The 15,396-nt window shown below is 58.0% G+C and carries 13 protein-coding genes; 2 read left to right on the top strand and 11 right to left on the bottom strand.

Translation table 11 applies throughout. The features are described from left to right. Nucleotides 1-26: 26 nt before the first annotated feature. From J4D97_RS10965 to J4D97_RS10955, 3 genes are all read right to left on the bottom strand, one after another. Nucleotides 27-890 (bottom strand): DUF58 domain-containing protein, encoded by an 864-nt coding sequence (locus tag J4D97_RS10965; RefSeq protein ID WP_208307621.1) that lies wholly within the window; start codon nucleotides 888-890, stop codon nucleotides 27-29. A 196-nt stretch (nucleotides 891-1,086) separates the two neighbouring features. After that, a complete protein-coding gene (locus J4D97_RS10960; protein WP_208307620.1) occupies nucleotides 1,087-2,064 on the bottom strand; it encodes an AAA family ATPase in 978 nt (325 codons plus the stop codon). Nucleotides 2,065-2,174: 110 nt separating this feature from the next. Continuing rightward, nucleotides 2,175-2,798 (bottom strand): DUF4159 domain-containing protein, encoded by a 624-nt coding sequence (locus J4D97_RS10955; protein WP_243900263.1) that lies wholly within the window; start codon nucleotides 2,796-2,798, stop codon nucleotides 2,175-2,177. Nucleotides 2,799-3,065: 267 nt separating this feature from the next. On the opposite strand from J4D97_RS10955, the gene J4D97_RS10950 reads away from it, so the two are divergent. After that, nucleotides 3,066-3,683 carry a porin family protein gene (locus J4D97_RS10950; RefSeq protein ID WP_208307618.1) on the top strand — a complete coding sequence of 206 codons (618 nt, stop codon included), beginning with the start codon at nucleotides 3,066-3,068 and terminating at the stop codon, nucleotides 3,681-3,683. A gap of 91 nt (nucleotides 3,684-3,774) precedes the next feature. Continuing rightward, nucleotides 3,775-4,440, top strand: a complete 666-nt coding sequence (locus J4D97_RS10945; protein ID WP_208307617.1) for a porin family protein — start codon at nucleotides 3,775-3,777, stop codon at nucleotides 4,438-4,440. Nucleotides 4,441-4,671: 231 nt separating this feature from the next. Here the strand turns inward: J4D97_RS10945 and J4D97_RS10940 are convergent, their stop codons facing one another. The 8 genes from J4D97_RS10940 to J4D97_RS10905 form a co-directional block, all read right to left on the bottom strand. Next, nucleotides 4,672-5,352 carry a hypothetical protein gene (locus J4D97_RS10940; protein WP_185282141.1) on the bottom strand — a complete coding sequence of 227 codons (681 nt, stop codon included), beginning with the start codon at nucleotides 5,350-5,352 and terminating at the stop codon, nucleotides 4,672-4,674. An 81-nt stretch (nucleotides 5,353-5,433) separates the two neighbouring features. Beyond that, nucleotides 5,434-6,759, bottom strand: coding sequence for a TldD/PmbA family protein (locus J4D97_RS10935; RefSeq protein WP_185282142.1), 1,326 nt, complete (start codon nucleotides 6,757-6,759; stop codon nucleotides 5,434-5,436). A gap of 189 nt (nucleotides 6,760-6,948) precedes the next feature. Further along, the gene (locus tag J4D97_RS10930; RefSeq protein WP_208307616.1) at nucleotides 6,949-8,598 is read right to left on the bottom strand and encodes a TldD/PmbA family protein; all 1,650 of its coding nucleotides are present in this window, start codon (nucleotides 8,596-8,598) and stop codon (nucleotides 6,949-6,951) included. Nucleotides 8,599-8,771: 173 nt separating this feature from the next. Then, complete coding sequence (locus J4D97_RS10925) at nucleotides 8,772-10,427, bottom strand: TldD/PmbA family protein (protein WP_208307615.1); 1,656 nt, start codon at nucleotides 10,425-10,427, stop codon at nucleotides 8,772-8,774. Nucleotides 10,428-10,524: 97 nt separating this feature from the next. Further along, nucleotides 10,525-10,800 (bottom strand): GIY-YIG nuclease family protein, encoded by a 276-nt coding sequence (locus J4D97_RS10920; protein WP_432207210.1) that lies wholly within the window; start codon nucleotides 10,798-10,800, stop codon nucleotides 10,525-10,527. 117 nt (nucleotides 10,801-10,917) lie between these two features. Then, a complete protein-coding gene (locus J4D97_RS10915) occupies nucleotides 10,918-12,252 on the bottom strand; it encodes a TldD/PmbA family protein (RefSeq protein WP_208307613.1) in 1,335 nt (444 codons plus the stop codon). Between the two features lie 107 nt (nucleotides 12,253-12,359). Continuing rightward, on the bottom strand, nucleotides 12,360-14,009 hold the full coding sequence (locus tag J4D97_RS10910; RefSeq protein ID WP_208307612.1) for a TldD/PmbA family protein: 1,650 nt from the start codon (nucleotides 14,007-14,009) through the stop codon (nucleotides 12,360-12,362). A 241-nt stretch (nucleotides 14,010-14,250) separates the two neighbouring features. Further along, entirely contained in the window at nucleotides 14,251-15,396 is a 1,146-nt protein-coding gene (locus J4D97_RS10905; RefSeq protein WP_208307611.1) for a PepSY-associated TM helix domain-containing protein, read from the bottom strand.

The raw sequence follows: 15,396 nt of genomic DNA, 5'->3' as shown, positions 1-15,396 counted from the left end.
ACGGTAGGGGCGCCTGCAAGGCGCCCCTACCGTCGTTTCAAAAATTCGCGCAGGGCTCGGTCCAGCGGCTCGGCGGTGCTTAGTTGAGCATACTCGAAGCCATGGCGGCGGGCCTGGGTAGCGGCTTCACGCAGCCAGTTTTGCAGGTGTTCCTGCCAGGCGCGGCGTTGCTGGTCGGCGTTGAGTTGAAGCGTGCGGCCGGTTTCCAAGTCCTCAAAGGTGACGGCGCCGCGGTAGGTGAAGTCCAGTTCGTTGCGGGCCAGCAGATGCAGCAGCAGTACCTCGCCGCTGGTGGTGCGCAGGCGCGTCAGGAGCGTGTCAATCTCCCCGTCTTCCTCATACAAATCGCTCACGCAGATGGTAAGGGCGCGCTGCCGTCGGGCGGTGAGGGGCGCCAACTCGGCCGCCACCGGGAAGCGACCAGTGGCCGTGGCGTTTTCCAGGGTATGAAAGATGCGCGTAAGCTGACGCGGGTCGGCGCGGGGCGGCAGGTGTTGCAGGCCATTGGGACGCAGAATGGTAAGGGCCACGGCATCGCCTTGATTTACCGCCAGGTAGGCCAACGCCGCCAGCAGCAGCCGGCCGTAGTCGAGCTTGCTGAGGCCGTTGTTGTCGCGGTGGTTCATGCTGGCGGTGGCGTCCAGCAGCAAATGCACCGTGAGGCTGGTATCCACCTCCGACTCGCGAATGTAATAGCGGTCGGAGCGGGCGGCCAAGCGCCAGTCGAGGCGGCGCAGGTCGTCGCCGGGCTGGTAGGGGCGGTACTGGCTGAACTCCATACCCACGCCCCGCCGCCGGCTCAAATGCTGGCCGTGCAAAAAGCCCTCGGCTACCTGTTTGGCGGCTAGGGGTAGGTTGCGCAGGGCGTAGAGTTGTTCGGGGCTGAGCATGGTTTTTAGTTGATATTTTATGTGGCATCCTGAGCGGAGTGAAGGACCTTATCCCGCTGGGACGACCATGCATTAGGTAGTAACTACTTGGTATGAAGACGTCCGCAAGCTCAGGATAACAGGATAGAGTTGCTGGCAGACGCTTGGTCGCCCTAACAGGATAAGGTCCTTCGGCAAGCTCAGGATGACAGCAGAATTACACCGCCACGGCCTTCAGCAGCTCCTGCACGGCATTATCTGGCGTCAGGTTTTCGGCTTCGGCGTTGAAATTCAACAGCACGCGGTGGCGCAGCACGGCCGGGGCCAGAGCCTTAATATCGTCGAGGGTAGCGGCGAAGCGGCCTTGCAGCAACGCCCGCGCTTTAGCGCACAGAATGAGAGCCTGACCAGCACGCGGCCCCGCACCCCAGCGCCCGTAGTCCTGAATGAACTTCACCTCCGAGGTAGCCGGGCGGGTAGCGCGCACCAGCCGGTTCACGAAGCTCAGCAGCTCAGGACTCAGACTCACCTGACGCACCAGTTGCTGCAACTGCCGGATGTCGTCGCCGCCCAGCACGGGCTGCACTTGGGCTTTGTTGATGCCGGTGGTGCCGCTCAGCACGGCCAGTTCTTCCTGCTCGGTGGGGTAGCCAATGCGAATGTAGAGCAGAAAACGGTCGAGCTGGGCCTCGGGTAGCGGGTAGGTGCCGCTCTGCTCGATGGGATTCTGCGTGGCCAGCAAAAAGAACGGCTTAGGTAGGGCGTGCTCCTGGCCGGCGTAGGTCACGTGGCCTTCCTGCATGGCTTCCAGCAAAGCCGCCTGCGTCTTGGGCGGCGTCCGGTTGATTTCATCGGCCAGCACCAGGCTAGCGAAAATCGGCCCTTCGTTGAACTTGAACGAGCGGTGCCCTGTGCCGTGGTCTTCCTCCAGAACTTCGGTGCCGAGAATGTCCGTCGGCATTAGGTCGGGCGTGAACTGAATGCGGCGGAAGGGTAGGTCGGTGGCCGAGGCCAGGGTGCGCACCAGCAAGGTTTTAGCTAGGCCCGGCACGCCTTCTAGCAGGGCGTGGCCGCCGGCCAGCAGGGCCACCAGCACTTCATCCAGCACTTGCGTTTGCCCCACAATGACTTTGGCAATTTCCTCGCGCAGGGGCGGCAGTTTGGCAAGCAGGCGTTTTACGTCTTGTTCGGTCATGTTGTAGGGGCGCTTGGTAGGAGCCCATCGTTGCTGAGGTTGTGTTAGAGTAGAAAGTATATAGCTTGTCGTTCAATAGAAGAGTACCTGCAAGGCGTTTTACTACACCGTCACGCTGTTAGGGCATATAGCAAAATATTGACGCCAAACTTTGTGTTATCCTCGGCCAGAAAGCGCTTGTTGCGGAAGTCGTAGTCCCACTCGCAGCCGTAATCTTTGTTGGAGTAGAGCACGCCTAAGCGGCCGTTGGTTTCCACGCCTTTCAGGTAGTCATGCACGAGGTCGTCGCCCCAGCCGTTTAGCTCGAAGCCGGTAGGCGGCGGGCCGTCCGGAAACTTGAAAAACTGCGAATAGATGGGATGGGTTTTGGGCAACTTCTTGAGCGCGCCCGCCCCGAAGCACACGCGCATCTGCTCCTCGAAGGAGCGCGCAAACAGCCCGTCGATGTCGTGGTTGCAATCGTCTACAAACACGAATCCGCCGTTGCGCACGTACTGCGTGAAGTTCTTCTTTTCGGCCTCGCTGAACTGCACCAACCGGTGCCCCGAGAGGTAGCAAAAAGGGTAGCGAAACAGCTCCGGCGAGTCCAATGCCACCACTTTCTCTTTCTGCTCTACGGGCACTGTGGTGTATTGCACCAGCGAGTGCAGCAGGTTGCTGGGCATTCGCTCATCCACGGCATCCCAGTCGCCGGAGTGGTAGCTGAGCCGAACGAACGTGAAGGGGGTAGGCAAGAGGGAATTAAAAATTAATAATGAAGAATTAAAAAGGCAGAAGCCGAGGCAAGGACGCGGCAAGCTGGCAGAGGGTGGCATCGGTTTTTGCTAAAAACGCAAAAAAACCTAATTGACATTGCAATGAATGGCGCTTCGCGGGATTGGGTCAAGGTCTGAAGCCCAGCAGTTGCCAAAATAATAGGCCGCCAGATATACTGCGCGGCCCGGCTAACGTTTAAGGAAACAGCTTCACTCTAAAACTGTAACAAACACGCTTCACCTGCCATGAAACAATTCTTCTTCCTACTGTTCAGCCTGCTGCTAAGCAGCGGAGCCTATGCCCAACTCGGCGTGAAAGCCGGCGTCAACCAGTCTGTGCTCAATGGTGAAAACATCGACGGGAGCACCAGCTACAATACTTCCTACCATGCGGGGTTTTTTTACGAGGCCAAACTGATTGGCCCATTATCGGTGCAGCCGGAACTGCTGTACTCTTCGCAGGGCGGTAACATCAAGAACCAGTTCGAGGACTTCGACACCAAGATGCACTACTTCACGGTGCCGGTGCTGGCGAAAGTACACGTAGGGCCGCTGTTTGTGGAGGCGGGCCCGCAGTTCTCTTTCCTCCTCGATGCCACCAAAGAAGGAACCCAGCGTGTGCAAGGCACCGGCGGCGCAGCCACCTACAACGACTACAAGCGCGGCGCCACCAGCGACTTCAAGCGCGGTGACTTCAGCCTGTGCGCCGGGGTGGGCCTTAAGTTCTCAGCCCTCCTCATCGGTGCCCGCTTCAACGCCGGCCTCAACGACGTGAACGACGTGGATAACCTTACCGGCGTAAACGACGCCCGCCTCAAAAACCGCGTGTTTCAAGGCTACGTGGCGCTTCAGCTAGGCCATTAGCAGTGTCAGAAGGACATGCAACGTTTAGGCAACGGGCTGGCTCTCTACAGAGCCAGCCCGTTTGTTTTCTACGGTTCCTATCTATTCTATTATGAAACAACCCTTACTCCTACTTGCCAGCTTGCTGCTGGTAAGCACCGCGCAAGCTCAATTCGGTGTGAAGGCTGGTGCTAACTATGCTACTCTTTCCAAAGAAAATAAGTCGAGTAATTACATACACCCTAAGGGTAGAGTAGGCTATCAGGTAGGCGTATTTTATGAACAAAATCTGGCGGGCCGCTTTTCATTGGTTCCCGAAGTGCAGTTCAGTCGGCAACAACTAGATGCGGAGGTGGTGCGCTTTAATTTTCCAGCAGAGGATTATCATGCTCAGTATCAACTCAAGCTATCCTACCTAACGATACCTATAATGCTGCGAACCCATTTTGGTAGGTTCTACTTAGAAGCTGGGCCGCAAGCTGGGTTCTTACTTGCGGCGCGCGAAAAAGGGCAGGAACGGACCCTTTCCTACCTAAGCAGCTATATGGGACCAGATAACACCACGTATTTCGACCGCTCGGCAACGGCTGACTTTCGGCGGTTTGATGTTGGCATATGCGCTGGCATCGGGGTGAAGCTACCCGCCGGATTCGCGGTGGGAATACGGGCTAGCACAGGCCTTATTCCGATTGCCCGTGATACTCAAACTACTATTGACGATAACCATTTGCGAAACCAGGTAGCGCAGGCGTCGGTGAGCTACCAGCTAGGTGGGTAGGAAAAATGAATGTCCTGTCCTGTTGCATCGGTAGGAGCTAATGCAGCGGAACATTCATTTCTTGTGCGTAAGCCTCATTTCTAAATTAGGAATGGCCTGTAAAATCTGGCAGCACGTCCTTTTTCGTTTTTTCTATGATAAGAACGCAAGTTTAATATCTATTTAAGCTGGCCTGTATACCAACCACGAACTAGCGCCCTACTCAGCAGCTGTGGGCTGCTGAGTAGGGCGCTAGTTCGTTGCACGTTGCTGTAAGAACTCGTTGTACAGCTTGATAATGTTGGGCGTATCCTTGTACCGGAAACCATCCATGCCCTGTTTCACCTGTGTGCTAATTCCTAGGCAGTCAGCAGTGTATTGACCCATTTGCTCTCGGAAATTGCTATGTTTCAAGGCAATCAGCTGACCATTACGGCGCACAAACCAGCGGTTATTTTCCACTGCTGCACCGCTTAGAAAGGCAGCTGTAGTGAATAAGCTAAGACCGGAAGCCACAAAGACAACCCCCGGTAGATTATCGGTGATTTTTCCGCTCATCATAAATAGCTCTACCGGACCTTCCAACACACGCATGGCCAAGATATCAGGATGACCGGCAGCACGCATGTTTTCCAGATGGAAGCCGCGCATCTCTACTACTTCCAGGTCATTAACGGGGATGTATTGAATCTTAGGGAAGGGCCGCACCTCCGGATTTTTTCGGAAATAATCGATAGTATTAATGTAGCCAATCGCATTGGTAGGCAAATAGGCGTGAACAGTGCGATTGTCCACTAATTTGATAACGGCTAAGCCATGTTTGGCCTTTGCATTAGTGTCGTGCCATGTCGTGGTATCAGTAAGCGCTTGTTGTGCATAGGCGCAGTGCAATAGGGTAGGCACTAAAAACAGAAAGCAGAATAACTTCTTCATGATAAATAGGATGAAAAATGGCTCGTATTCGGCGAAAGCCAAATACGAGCCATTTTACTGTAATTCCACGAAGATATGACCTTACACCGCGTCCGAGAGACTGGTGAATGTGAAGTCCCGAATCTTGAGCGGCGGCACCAAATTGCCGCCCAGACGCTGCTGTTTACCAATGGTTTCTAAGTTGTTCAGCATGATAATGGGCGACTCGTTGAAGCGAAGGTTTTTCACCGGGAACTTCACCTTACCGTTTTCAATGTAGAACGTGCCGTCGCGCGTCAGGCCGGTGAAGAGGAGCGTCTGCGGGTCTACACCGCGGATGTACCACAGGCGCGTTACTAGAATGCCTTTCTGCGTGCCTTTGATCATCTCCTCCAGGCTCTGCGTGCCGCCTTCCATGATGAAATTGCCGGGGAAGGGGGTAGGGGCCACGTTGTTTTTCTGGGCCCAATAGCGCGAGTAGTACAGGTTGTCGACCTTGCCTTTGTTGATCCAATTGATGCGCTTCACGGGTAGGCCCTCGCCGTCGAACACGCTGCTGGGCGCGGCGGGGTTGGTAGGGTCGGTATAGATGGTCACGCGCTCATCAAAGAGCTTTTCGCCCTTCTTGGTGCCACCGCCTTTCTTACTCAGAAAAGAGCGGCCTTCGTCGGCCGAGCGGGCGTCGAGCGAGTACATGAGGTTGTTGAGCAAGCCTTCGTCCGACACCAGCGCGGCCGGTTCCAAAATCACGGTGTATTTGCCGGGCTCAATGGCGCGGGCGCCCACCGAGCCGGCCGCTTTGCTGGCGGCGCGCTCCGTCAATACCTTCGCATCGAACTGCTTAATATCTGTAAAATCGGCCACGGCGTAGCCCGAGCCCATGCCGTCGGCCGTGCGCACCGTCACCGAAAAGTCGACGTAGGTATCGGGCTGGTAGGCTTGCAGACCTTTGCTGTTGCGTAGGGCCCGGAAGCTGCTGCTGTTTTCCAAGAAGCCGGCGGCCGTCAGCTTTTTGGCCTCGCATAGCGCAATGCTGTCGCCGGCGGCCTGGGCGCGGGCGTCGGCGGTATCGGCGGCGGTGCTGGCGGCAAAGGCGTTAGGCGTGAGGTACTGCTGCGGCCCGAGCAGGGGCATGTACTCGGGATCTTCGGGCGCCAGCTTGGCGGTTTCCTCGGCCCGCTGCACGCAGCGTTTCAGGGTAGCATCATCAAACTGATTGCAGGTAGCCACGCCCGAGCGTTTACCAAACCGCGACTCCACGGCCAGCGACACGTTATCAGACTTGCCGGCCGTGCTCACGGCATTACGAGCATAGCGAATATTGCCTGCCGTACGACCCGACAGCGTGGCCTGGCACTCATCGGCGGTGCTGAAGCTGAGGACTTTTTGTAGGATAGCCTGGGCTTGTTCTTGGGTAAGGATTGCCATAATAGTTGGTTTCGTTACTCCACCCCCCGGCCCCCTCCCCTCCGGGAGAGGGGGAGCCAGACGGGTTAGCGATTAGCTGGTAGCTTCTGTTGAACGAGGCTAAAGGCTGACAGCCATCAGCTAACAGCTTTCCTCTCGGCTCCTCCTCTCCCGGAGGGGAGGGGGCCGGGGGGTGGGGTGAATCGTTGGTTATACTTTCCGCGCCGTATTAATCACATTCACGCCATTGAAGCGCGTGGTGCTGGAGCCGTGGCTCACGGCCGACACCTGCGGCGGCTGGCCCTTCCCGTCGAAGAAGGTGCCCAGGAAACGGTAGTCCGACTGGTCGCAGGTGGCGGCGCAGCTGTTCCAGAACTCCTGGGTGTTCGACTGGTAAGCTACATCCTCAATCTGCCCCGTAATCTTACCCTTCTCGATGGCGTAGAACAGCTTACCACCGAACTGAAAGTTGTAGCGTTGCTGGTCGATGGAGTAGGAGCCGGCACCTACAATGTAAATGCCCTTGTCGACACCTTTAATCATGTCATCCACGCTCATTTTCTTGGCGTTGGGGCGCAGGCTTACGTTGGGCATCCGCTGGAACTGCACGTTGCTCCAGGAGTCGGCGTAGCAGCAGCCGTCGGAGTGGTCCTGACCAACTACCCCGGCCTGGTCGCGGATCTTTTCGTAGTTCACCAAAACGCCGCCCTTTATCAGGTCCCACTCGCCGGTTTTCACGCCTTCGTCGTCGTAGCCCACTGCGCCCAGGGTGCCAGGTTGCAGCTTGTCGGCTACAATGTTCACGGCCGGCGAGCCGTACTTGAAGTTGCCCGATTTCAGCTTGTCGAGGGTAGCGAAGCTGGTGCCAGCGTAGTTGGCCTCGTAGCCCAGCACGCGGTCCAGTTCCAAGGGGTGCCCTACCGACTCGTGAATGGTTAGGCCCAGGTGGTCGGGGTCAAGCACCAAGTCGTACTTGCCGGGCACCACCGATTTGGCCGTGAGCTTGGCCTTGGCCTGCTTGGCGGCCAGGGCAGCATCTTCCAGCATGTCGTAGCGCTGCTTGTAGCCAATCACGCCGGTGCCGGCCGGACCGGCCACCTTGTCTTGGGCGCGGGGCGTGAGGTACTCGTAGCCCATACCCATGGAGGTGCCCAGCGAGTCGCGGGAGCGGAATTTGCCCGAGGCACGGTCTATCACCGTCACATCGAAGGTAGGCCAGATGCGGTGCACGTCCTGGTCAATGTAGGAGCCGTCGGTGCTGGCAAAGTACTTCTGCTCGTTCACCTGAAACAGGTTGGAGCTAACGTAGCTCGCGCCGTTGTCCAGGGCTTTGGCGTTCACAGCCAGCAGGAAATCAGCCTTTTGCTTCACCGGCACCTCAAAGGCGTTCTGCTCGATGGGCGTTTTCCAGCTCACTTCGCCGTAGCCGCGCTGCGGAGCCAGTTGCACCGGTGTTTTCTGGATTTTGGCGTTGGCCTTGGCAATCGCCACAGCATCGCGGGCAGCCTGGGCCACAGCGGCCTCGCTCACGTCGTTAGTGGCCGCAAAGCCCCAGGCGCCGTTCACCAGCACGCGCACGCCTACCCCGTAGCTTTCGGTGTTCACAATGTTCTGCACCTGCTTCTCGCGGGTGAACACATACTGGTTGAGGTAGCGCCCTACCCGCGCATCGGCGTAGCTCGCGCCCGCCGATTTGGCGGCGTTCAGGGCCGCATCAGCCAGGCGTTTTTTCACGGCTACGTCCACGCCTTCTAGCAGGCGCTCTGGCGTCACCAGCGTACCACCGAACCCTGGCAGCGAGGGTAGGAACAAGGCTCCGGTCGCCAGACCAGTCAGCCCCACAAAATCACGACGACGCATAGTTCTACTGATTGACCCTACCCCCCTGCCCCCTCCCCTCCGGGAGAGGGGGAGCCAGACGCTTGGAGTGCTGAATGTTAAGTTCTAAATGTTAAGTGTCGTTCGACGACCATTCGTAATTCCTCTCGGCTCCCCCTCTCCCGGAGGGGAGGGGGCCGGGGGGTGGGGTGCCCCTACCCAATCTTGCGGGCCGTGTTAATCACGTTCACGCCGTTGAAGCGGGTAGTGGCCGAGCCGTGGCTCACGGCTGAGCTTTGCGAAGGCTGGCCCTTGCCGTCATTGAAGAAGCCCACGAGGCGGTAGTCCGACTCGTCGCAGCTGGCGGCGCAGCTGTTCCAGAACTCCTGGGTGTTGGCCTGGTAGGCCACGTCTTCCAGCATGCCTGTTATTTTGCCTTTCTCGATGGCATAGAACACGATGCCGCCGAACTGAAAGTTGTAGCGTTGCTGGTCGATGGAGAACGAGCCGTTGCCGGCGATGTAGATGCCTTTGTCTACCCCGCGTACCATGTCGTCCACGCTCCTTTTGGCTTTGCCGGGCTGTAGGCTCACGTTGGGCATGCGCTGGAACTGCACATCCTGCCACGACTGCGCGTAGCAGCAGCCGTCGGAGTGGTCCTGGCCTACCATGTGTGCTTGGTCGCGGATTTTCTGGTAGTCAACGAGCTTGCCTTGCTCGATGAGGTTCCATTGGCCGGTTTTCACGCCCTCGTCGTCGTAGCCCACGGCGCCCAAGGAGCCGGGTTGTAGCTTGTCGGCCACAATGTTGACGGCCTTCGAGCCGTACGGAATGTTTTTCGCCTTCCAGGCCAGATCGGCGAAGCTGGTACCGGCGTAGTTGGCCTCGTAGCCCAGCACGCGGTCCAGCTCCAAGGGGTGCCCTACCGACTCGTGAATGGTCAGGCCCAAGTGGTGCGGGTCCAGCACGAGGTCGTATTTACCGGGCGTTACCGACTTGGCCGTGAGCTTCTGCTTTACCTGTTTGGTGGCGTTGGTCACGTCTTCCAGGATGTCATAGCGCTGCTTGTAGCCGATAACGTCGGAGCCAGCGGGACCGGCAATTTTCTCCTTCGCGCTGGGCGTCAGGTACTCGTAGCCCAGGCCCATAGACGCACTCATCGAGGGGCGCGAGCGGAACTTGCCCGTGCCCCGGTCGATGGCCGTGACGGTGAAGGTAGGCCAGATGCGGTGCACGTCTTGGTCGATGTAGGAGCCGTCGGTGCTGGCAAAGTATTTCTGCTCATTCACTTGGAACAGCGCCGAATTCACGAAAGACGCGCCGCCGGCCAGGGCCTTGGCGTTGGTTTCCATCAGCAGGTCTACCTTCTGCGCAATGGGTACCTCGAAGGCATTCTGCGTAATCGGCGTTTTCCACGACACCACTCCGTAGCCTTTTTGGGGTACCAGTTTCACGGGCTCTTTCTGCACCTTGCTGTTGGCCTTGGCAATGGCCACGGCCAGTTGCGCCGCCTTGGCAATGCCTTCGTCCGTTATCTGGTTGGTAGAGGCAAAACCCCATGTGCCGTTGGCAATGACGCGCACGCCCACGCCCTGGCTTTCGCTGCTGGCAATGTTCTGCACCTGCTTTTCGCGGGTAAAAATGCCTTGGTTAAGGTAGCGCCCGATGCGCACGTCGGCGTAGGTGGCTCCTGCCGATTTGGCCGCGTTCAGGGCCACATCGGCCAAGCGCTTTTTCAAAGCCACGTCCATGCCGGGCTCCAGCAGGCGCTCCGCAGGCACCAGCAGCCCGCTACCGAAACCGGGGATGCTGGGTAGTAAAAGGGAGCCGGCCGCTAAGCCGGTCAGTCCCACAAAATCACGACGTTTCAAAGAGGTAGGGGTTAAGTTGTCATTCCGAGCGCAGCGAGGAATCTGAGGTGCCATGTAGGCAATCTATGTTCTCCACCGCTGCTGCATGACAAGTTGTTTAGGGAGTTACTTCCGTTGTCAGATCCCGCCAATCCGGATTGAAGCTGGCAATCAATGCGTCTTTTTTCTCGCGTCGCCAGCCCTTTATTTCCTTTTCACGAGCAATTGCCTGGTTGATATCGCCAAACTGTTCCCAGTACACCAGTAAGTTGCAGAAATAGCGACCCGCAAATGTGTGTCGCTGTCCTTCATTGCTTGTATGCTGGTCCAAACGACGCACTAAGTCGTTTGTGACTCCTATGTAAAGAGTAGTTCGTTTGGGATTGGTAACCAAGTAAACGTAGTAGTGATGGTGTCGCATATAGTGTGATATGCTGTTGAGTGAAGAGAGGAATCTGAATGCATACTTATACTTATCACTCAGATTCCTCGCTACGCTCGGAATGACACGCTACACCGCGTCCGACAGGCTAGTGAAGGTGAAGTCCCGAATCTTGAGCGGGGGCACCAGATTGCCGCCCATGCGCACCGGCTTGCCAATGGCCTCCAGGTTGTTGAGCATGATAATGGGCGACTCGTTGAAGCGGAAGTTCTTCACCGGATGCTTGATCTTGCCGTTCTCGATGTAGAACGTTCCGTCACGCGTCAGGCCGGTGTAGAGCAGCGTTTGCGGGTCCACGGGACGGATGTACCACAGGCGCGTCACCAGAATGCCCTTCGCTGTGCCCTTAATCATGTCTTCCAAGCTCTGTGTGCCGCCTTCCATAATCCAGCCGGTGGGGCGCGGAATGTCGGGAATGCCGGCTTTTTGGGCCCAGTAGCGCGAGGTGTAGAGGTTCTTCACTACCCCCTTCTCAATCCAGGTAGTTTTCTGGTGCGGGCGGCCGTCGCCGGAGAAGGTGAGGTCAGCAATTTCGGGGTTCGTGGGGTCCGAGTAGATGGTCACGCGCTCGTCAAAGAGCTTCTCGCCTTTCTTGTTGCCGCCGCCTTTTTTGCTCAGGAAGGAGCGACCTTCGTCGGCGTTGCGGGCGTCGAGGGCGCCCATCAGCGCAGCCAGCAACGAGGCATCGGTGTTGGCTACCAGCGCAGCGGGCTCCATAATCACGGTGTACTTGCCGGGCTCAATGGCCTTGGCCTCGCGCGACATAGCCGCTTTCTTGGCGGCCGTAGCCGTTAGGGCGGTAGTATCGAGCTTGCTGGCATCGTTGTAGTCGGCGGTGGCGTAGCCCGAGCCGGTGCCGTCGGGCGTGCGGACGGTTACGCTGTAGGTGATGCCGCTGCGCTGCTGGTAGGCTTGCAAGCCCTTGCTGTTGCGCACAGCCCGGAACCCGGCCGAATCTTCCAGAAAAGCAGCCGACGACAACTTCTGCTGGTCGCAGAGCTGCATACCGGCGGCTACCTGGGTAGCGCGGTAGTCGGGGTTGATAGCGGCGGTGCGCTGCGAAAACGAATCGGGAGCCGCCACGTACTGCTGCGGCCCGAGCAGGGGCATGTACTCAGGGCTTTCGGGCGCCAGCCGGGCGATTTCCTCGGCCCGCTGCACGCAGTTGCGCAGGGTAGCGTCGTCGAACTGGTTGCAGGTAGCCACGCCCGAGCGTTTGCCAAACCGCGACTCTACGGCCAGCGACACATTGTCGTTGGCGCCGCTGGTGCTGATGGTGTTGCGCGCCGTGCGCACGTTGCCGCCGAGGTTGCCCGAGAGCGACGCCTCGCACTCATCGGCTTTGCTGAAGCTAAGCACTTTGGTCAGAATGGCCTGCGCTTCTGATTGGGAGAGAATTGCCATATTTTTTAGAGAGCTATTAGCCGTTGGCTGCTAGCTGTTAGCTTTCTGATCTGAACTCTGAAACGAGGGTTATCAGCCAGCAGCTAATAGCTAGCAGCGTAAAGAAATTATCCGATTTTGCGGGCCGTATTAATCACGTTCACGCCGTTGAAGCGGGTAGTAGCCGAGCCGTGGCTCACGGCCGACACCTGCGCGGGCTGGCCCTTGCCGTCGAAGAACGAGCCGAACAAGCGGTAATCGTCTTTGTCGCAGGTAGCGGCGCAACTGTTCCAGAATTCCTGCGTGTTAGCCTGGTAGGCCACGTCTTCCAACATCCCGGCAATTTTGCCTTTCTCAATAGCATAGAAGGTGGTGCCGCCAAACTGGAAGTTGTAGCGCTGCTGGTCGATGGAGAACGACCCGCGCCCGGCAATGTAGATGCCTTTGTCCACGTTCTTCACCATGTCGTCCACGCTCATCTTCTGCTTGTTGGGTTGCAGGCTGATGTTGGCCATGCGCTGAAACTGCACCGAATCCCAGGAGTCGGCGTAGCAGCAGCCATCGGAGTGGTCCTGGTTCACGATGTGCGCCTGGTCGCGGGTTTTCTGGTAGTCCACCAGCATACCGTCCTTGATGATGTCCCACTGGCCGGTTTTTACCCCTTCGTCGTCGTAGCCCACGGCACCCAGCGAGCCGGGTTGCAGCTTATCGGCCACAATGTTCACCACCTTCGAGCCATAGGGCTTCTTCTGCGCTTTCCAGTCCAGGGTAGCGAACGAGGTGCCAGCATAGTTGGCCTCGTAGCCCAGCACGCGGTCCAGCTCCGTAGCGTGGCCGATGCTCTCGTGAATGGTCAGGCCCAGGTGGTTGGGGTCGAGCACGAGGTCGTACTTGCCCGGCGTCACCGATTTGGCCGTGATTTTCTGCTTGGCCTCGCGGGTAGCGGCCGTAATGTCTTCCAGCAAATCGTAGCTCATCTTGTAGCCTACCAGCCCCGAGCCGCTGGGGCCGGCAATTTTATCTTTGGCTTTGGGCACCAGGTACTCGTAGCCCATGCCCATCGGTGCGCTCAGAGCCTGCCGCGAGCGGAACTTGCCCGAAGCCCGGTCCACTGCCGACACCGTGAAGGTTGGCCAGATGCGGTGAATATCCTGGTCGATATACGAGCCCTCGGTGCTAGCAAAGTACTTCTGCTCGTTGATCTGAAACAGCGACGAATTGACGAACGACGCGCCGCCTTCCAGCGCCTTGGCGTTGGCCGACAGCAGCAGGTCTACCTTCTGCGTGATGGGCACCTCGAAGGCGCTTTGCACGATGGGCGTTTTCCAAACCACCTCGCCGTAGCCCTTCTGGGCGGCCAGCTTCACGGGGTCTTTCTGCACCTTGCTGTTGGCTTTGGCAATGGCCACAGCTAGCTGGGCAGCTTTGGCCAAGCCGGCTTCCGTTACGTCGTTGGTGGAGGCAAAGCCCCAGGTGCCGTTGGCCAGTACGCGCACCCCGGCGCCGTAGCTTTCGCCGTTGGCAATGTTCTGCACCTGCTTTTCGCGGGTGAAAATGCTTTGGTTGAGGTAGCGCCCAATGCGCGCGTCGGCATAGGTAGCCCCCGCCGATTTAGCTGCGTTCAGGGCGGCATCGGCCAGGCGTTTTTTCACGGCTACGTCCACGGTTTCCAGCAAACGCTCCGGTGTTACTAGCGCACCGCCAAAGCCCGGAATAGAAGGTAGGAACAGGGCGCCGGTGGCCAAGCCGGTCAAGCCCACAAAGTCACGTCTTTTCAAGCAGGTTGTGGTTTTGGTGATAGGTTGATCGGAAGTTTACCAATAAATCGTGAAACTTCACAAGAAGGACGCACGTAGCGCCGCGGGGCTGCATGTTTTTGAAAAAGCTGTCAGCTATTGGCCGCTAGCTGTTAGCTCTCGGTTTTGAACGAAGCTGATACCATCAAAAAGGCTGTTAATTGTTGGCTTGTTTAGAACAAAAGCCAACAACTAACAGCCAACAGCTACTAGGTAAAGTAGATCAGCCCACGGCTACCCGCACGGGGCGCTTATGAGGAGTTTTTTTGTGGCGCCTACCCCACCAGATAACGGTACCCGTAACGGGTAGGCTGGCCGAAATCAGGCTGGCGAGAAAGGCCACCAGCTTGCCCCCGAACCCCAGAATCTGGCCCGTGTGTAGGTCGTAATTCATGTCGGAAATCTTGGTGCCAGCGCTTTTGGTGGCGTGAAAGCGGGACTCTAGTAGCTCCCCCGAAACAGGATGAAACGCGTACTCGTCGCGGTGGTAATAGTGCAGGGCCTTCTGGTAGGTCCAGCAGTAGGCAGGCGTTTTGCCCGTGCCGGTTGGCCCAATCAGAATCATTTCGTGGGTAGGCGACAGGCGGCGCACGTTGCGGTACACAACGTCGGGCAGCGGCTGAGTAGCGGCCGATACAGTTTGTAGAGTGTCGAGCTTCGTGGTCATAATCTCTGGGGGAGCCACCTTGCCACCATCAACTGCCAGCTGGACCGACTCCAGCATCCAGGGAAAAATCATGACCAGGCCCGTCAGCGCCAGCACCAGCCCAATGCTGGCCGCATAGAAGCCCAACACATTGTGCAAATCGTAGTTAACGCGCCGCCAGCGGGCTCCCCACTTAATGGTGAAGCGTTGCTTCCGCTCGTGTTTGCGCTTGGGCCACCACAGCACCAAGCCCGTGAGTAGCATCACCACAAAGATGATGACCGAGCCTCCTACCACCCACTTGGCTATGGCCTCGGGCAGCAGCAGGTGCATGTGTATTTCCTGCACAATGGTGAAGAAATGCGTGCGCAAATTTTGCTCCTTCAGCACCTGCCCGGTGTAGGGGTTTAGGTACACCTGTATCGGGTTGCCCGCTTTGTCGGTGAAGAACACGGTAGCCGAGCGCTCGGGGCCGAAGTACGTCACCCAGGTATCGGCGGGAGTGGCCTGGCCAGGGTGCGGGGCCAGCGCGGCGGCTTGCAGCTGCGAGGGTAGGGCCATGGCCGTAGCCTGGGCCTCCACCTTGCGCCAGGGCTCCGTCACATCCCGGATGTCGTCCTGGAAAACGAAGATGGCGCCGGTGAGACTCACAATAAACACAACTAGCCCGGACGCAAGTCCGAGCCAGAGGTGAAGTTTGCCAACGAGCTGCTTAACCGTCAT

Origin of the sequence: Hymenobacter defluvii (genome assembly GCF_017589435.1) — a bacterium.
Taxonomy (GTDB): domain Bacteria; phylum Bacteroidota; class Bacteroidia; order Cytophagales; family Hymenobacteraceae; genus Hymenobacter; species Hymenobacter profundi.
This window is presented reverse-complemented; position numbering and strand designations above follow the sequence as displayed.

Excerpts from the sequence above, each read along its gene's own strand:
- J4D97_RS10965 (WP_208307621.1), bottom strand. The coding sequence starts at position 890 with ATGCTCAGCCCCGAACAACTCTACGCCCTGCGCAACCTACCCCTAGCC.
- J4D97_RS10960 (WP_208307620.1), bottom strand. The coding sequence starts at position 2,064 with ATGACCGAACAAGACGTAAAACGCCTGCTTGCCAAACTGCCGCCCCTG.
- J4D97_RS10950 (WP_208307618.1), top strand. The coding sequence starts at position 3,066 with ATGAAACAATTCTTCTTCCTACTGTTCAGCCTGCTGCTAAGCAGCGGA.
- J4D97_RS10945 (WP_208307617.1), top strand. The coding sequence starts at position 3,775 with ATGAAACAACCCTTACTCCTACTTGCCAGCTTGCTGCTGGTAAGCACC.
- J4D97_RS10940 (WP_185282141.1), bottom strand. The coding sequence starts at position 5,352 with ATGAAGAAGTTATTCTGCTTTCTGTTTTTAGTGCCTACCCTATTGCAC.
- J4D97_RS10935 (WP_185282142.1), bottom strand. The coding sequence starts at position 6,759 with ATGGCAATCCTTACCCAAGAACAAGCCCAGGCTATCCTACAAAAAGTC.
- J4D97_RS10930 (WP_208307616.1), bottom strand. The coding sequence starts at position 8,598 with ATGCGTCGTCGTGATTTTGTGGGGCTGACTGGTCTGGCGACCGGAGCC.
- J4D97_RS10915 (WP_208307613.1), bottom strand. The coding sequence starts at position 12,252 with ATGGCAATTCTCTCCCAATCAGAAGCGCAGGCCATTCTGACCAAAGTG.
- J4D97_RS10905 (WP_208307611.1), bottom strand. The coding sequence starts at position 15,396 with ATGACGGTTAAGCAGCTCGTTGGCAAACTTCACCTCTGGCTCGGACTT.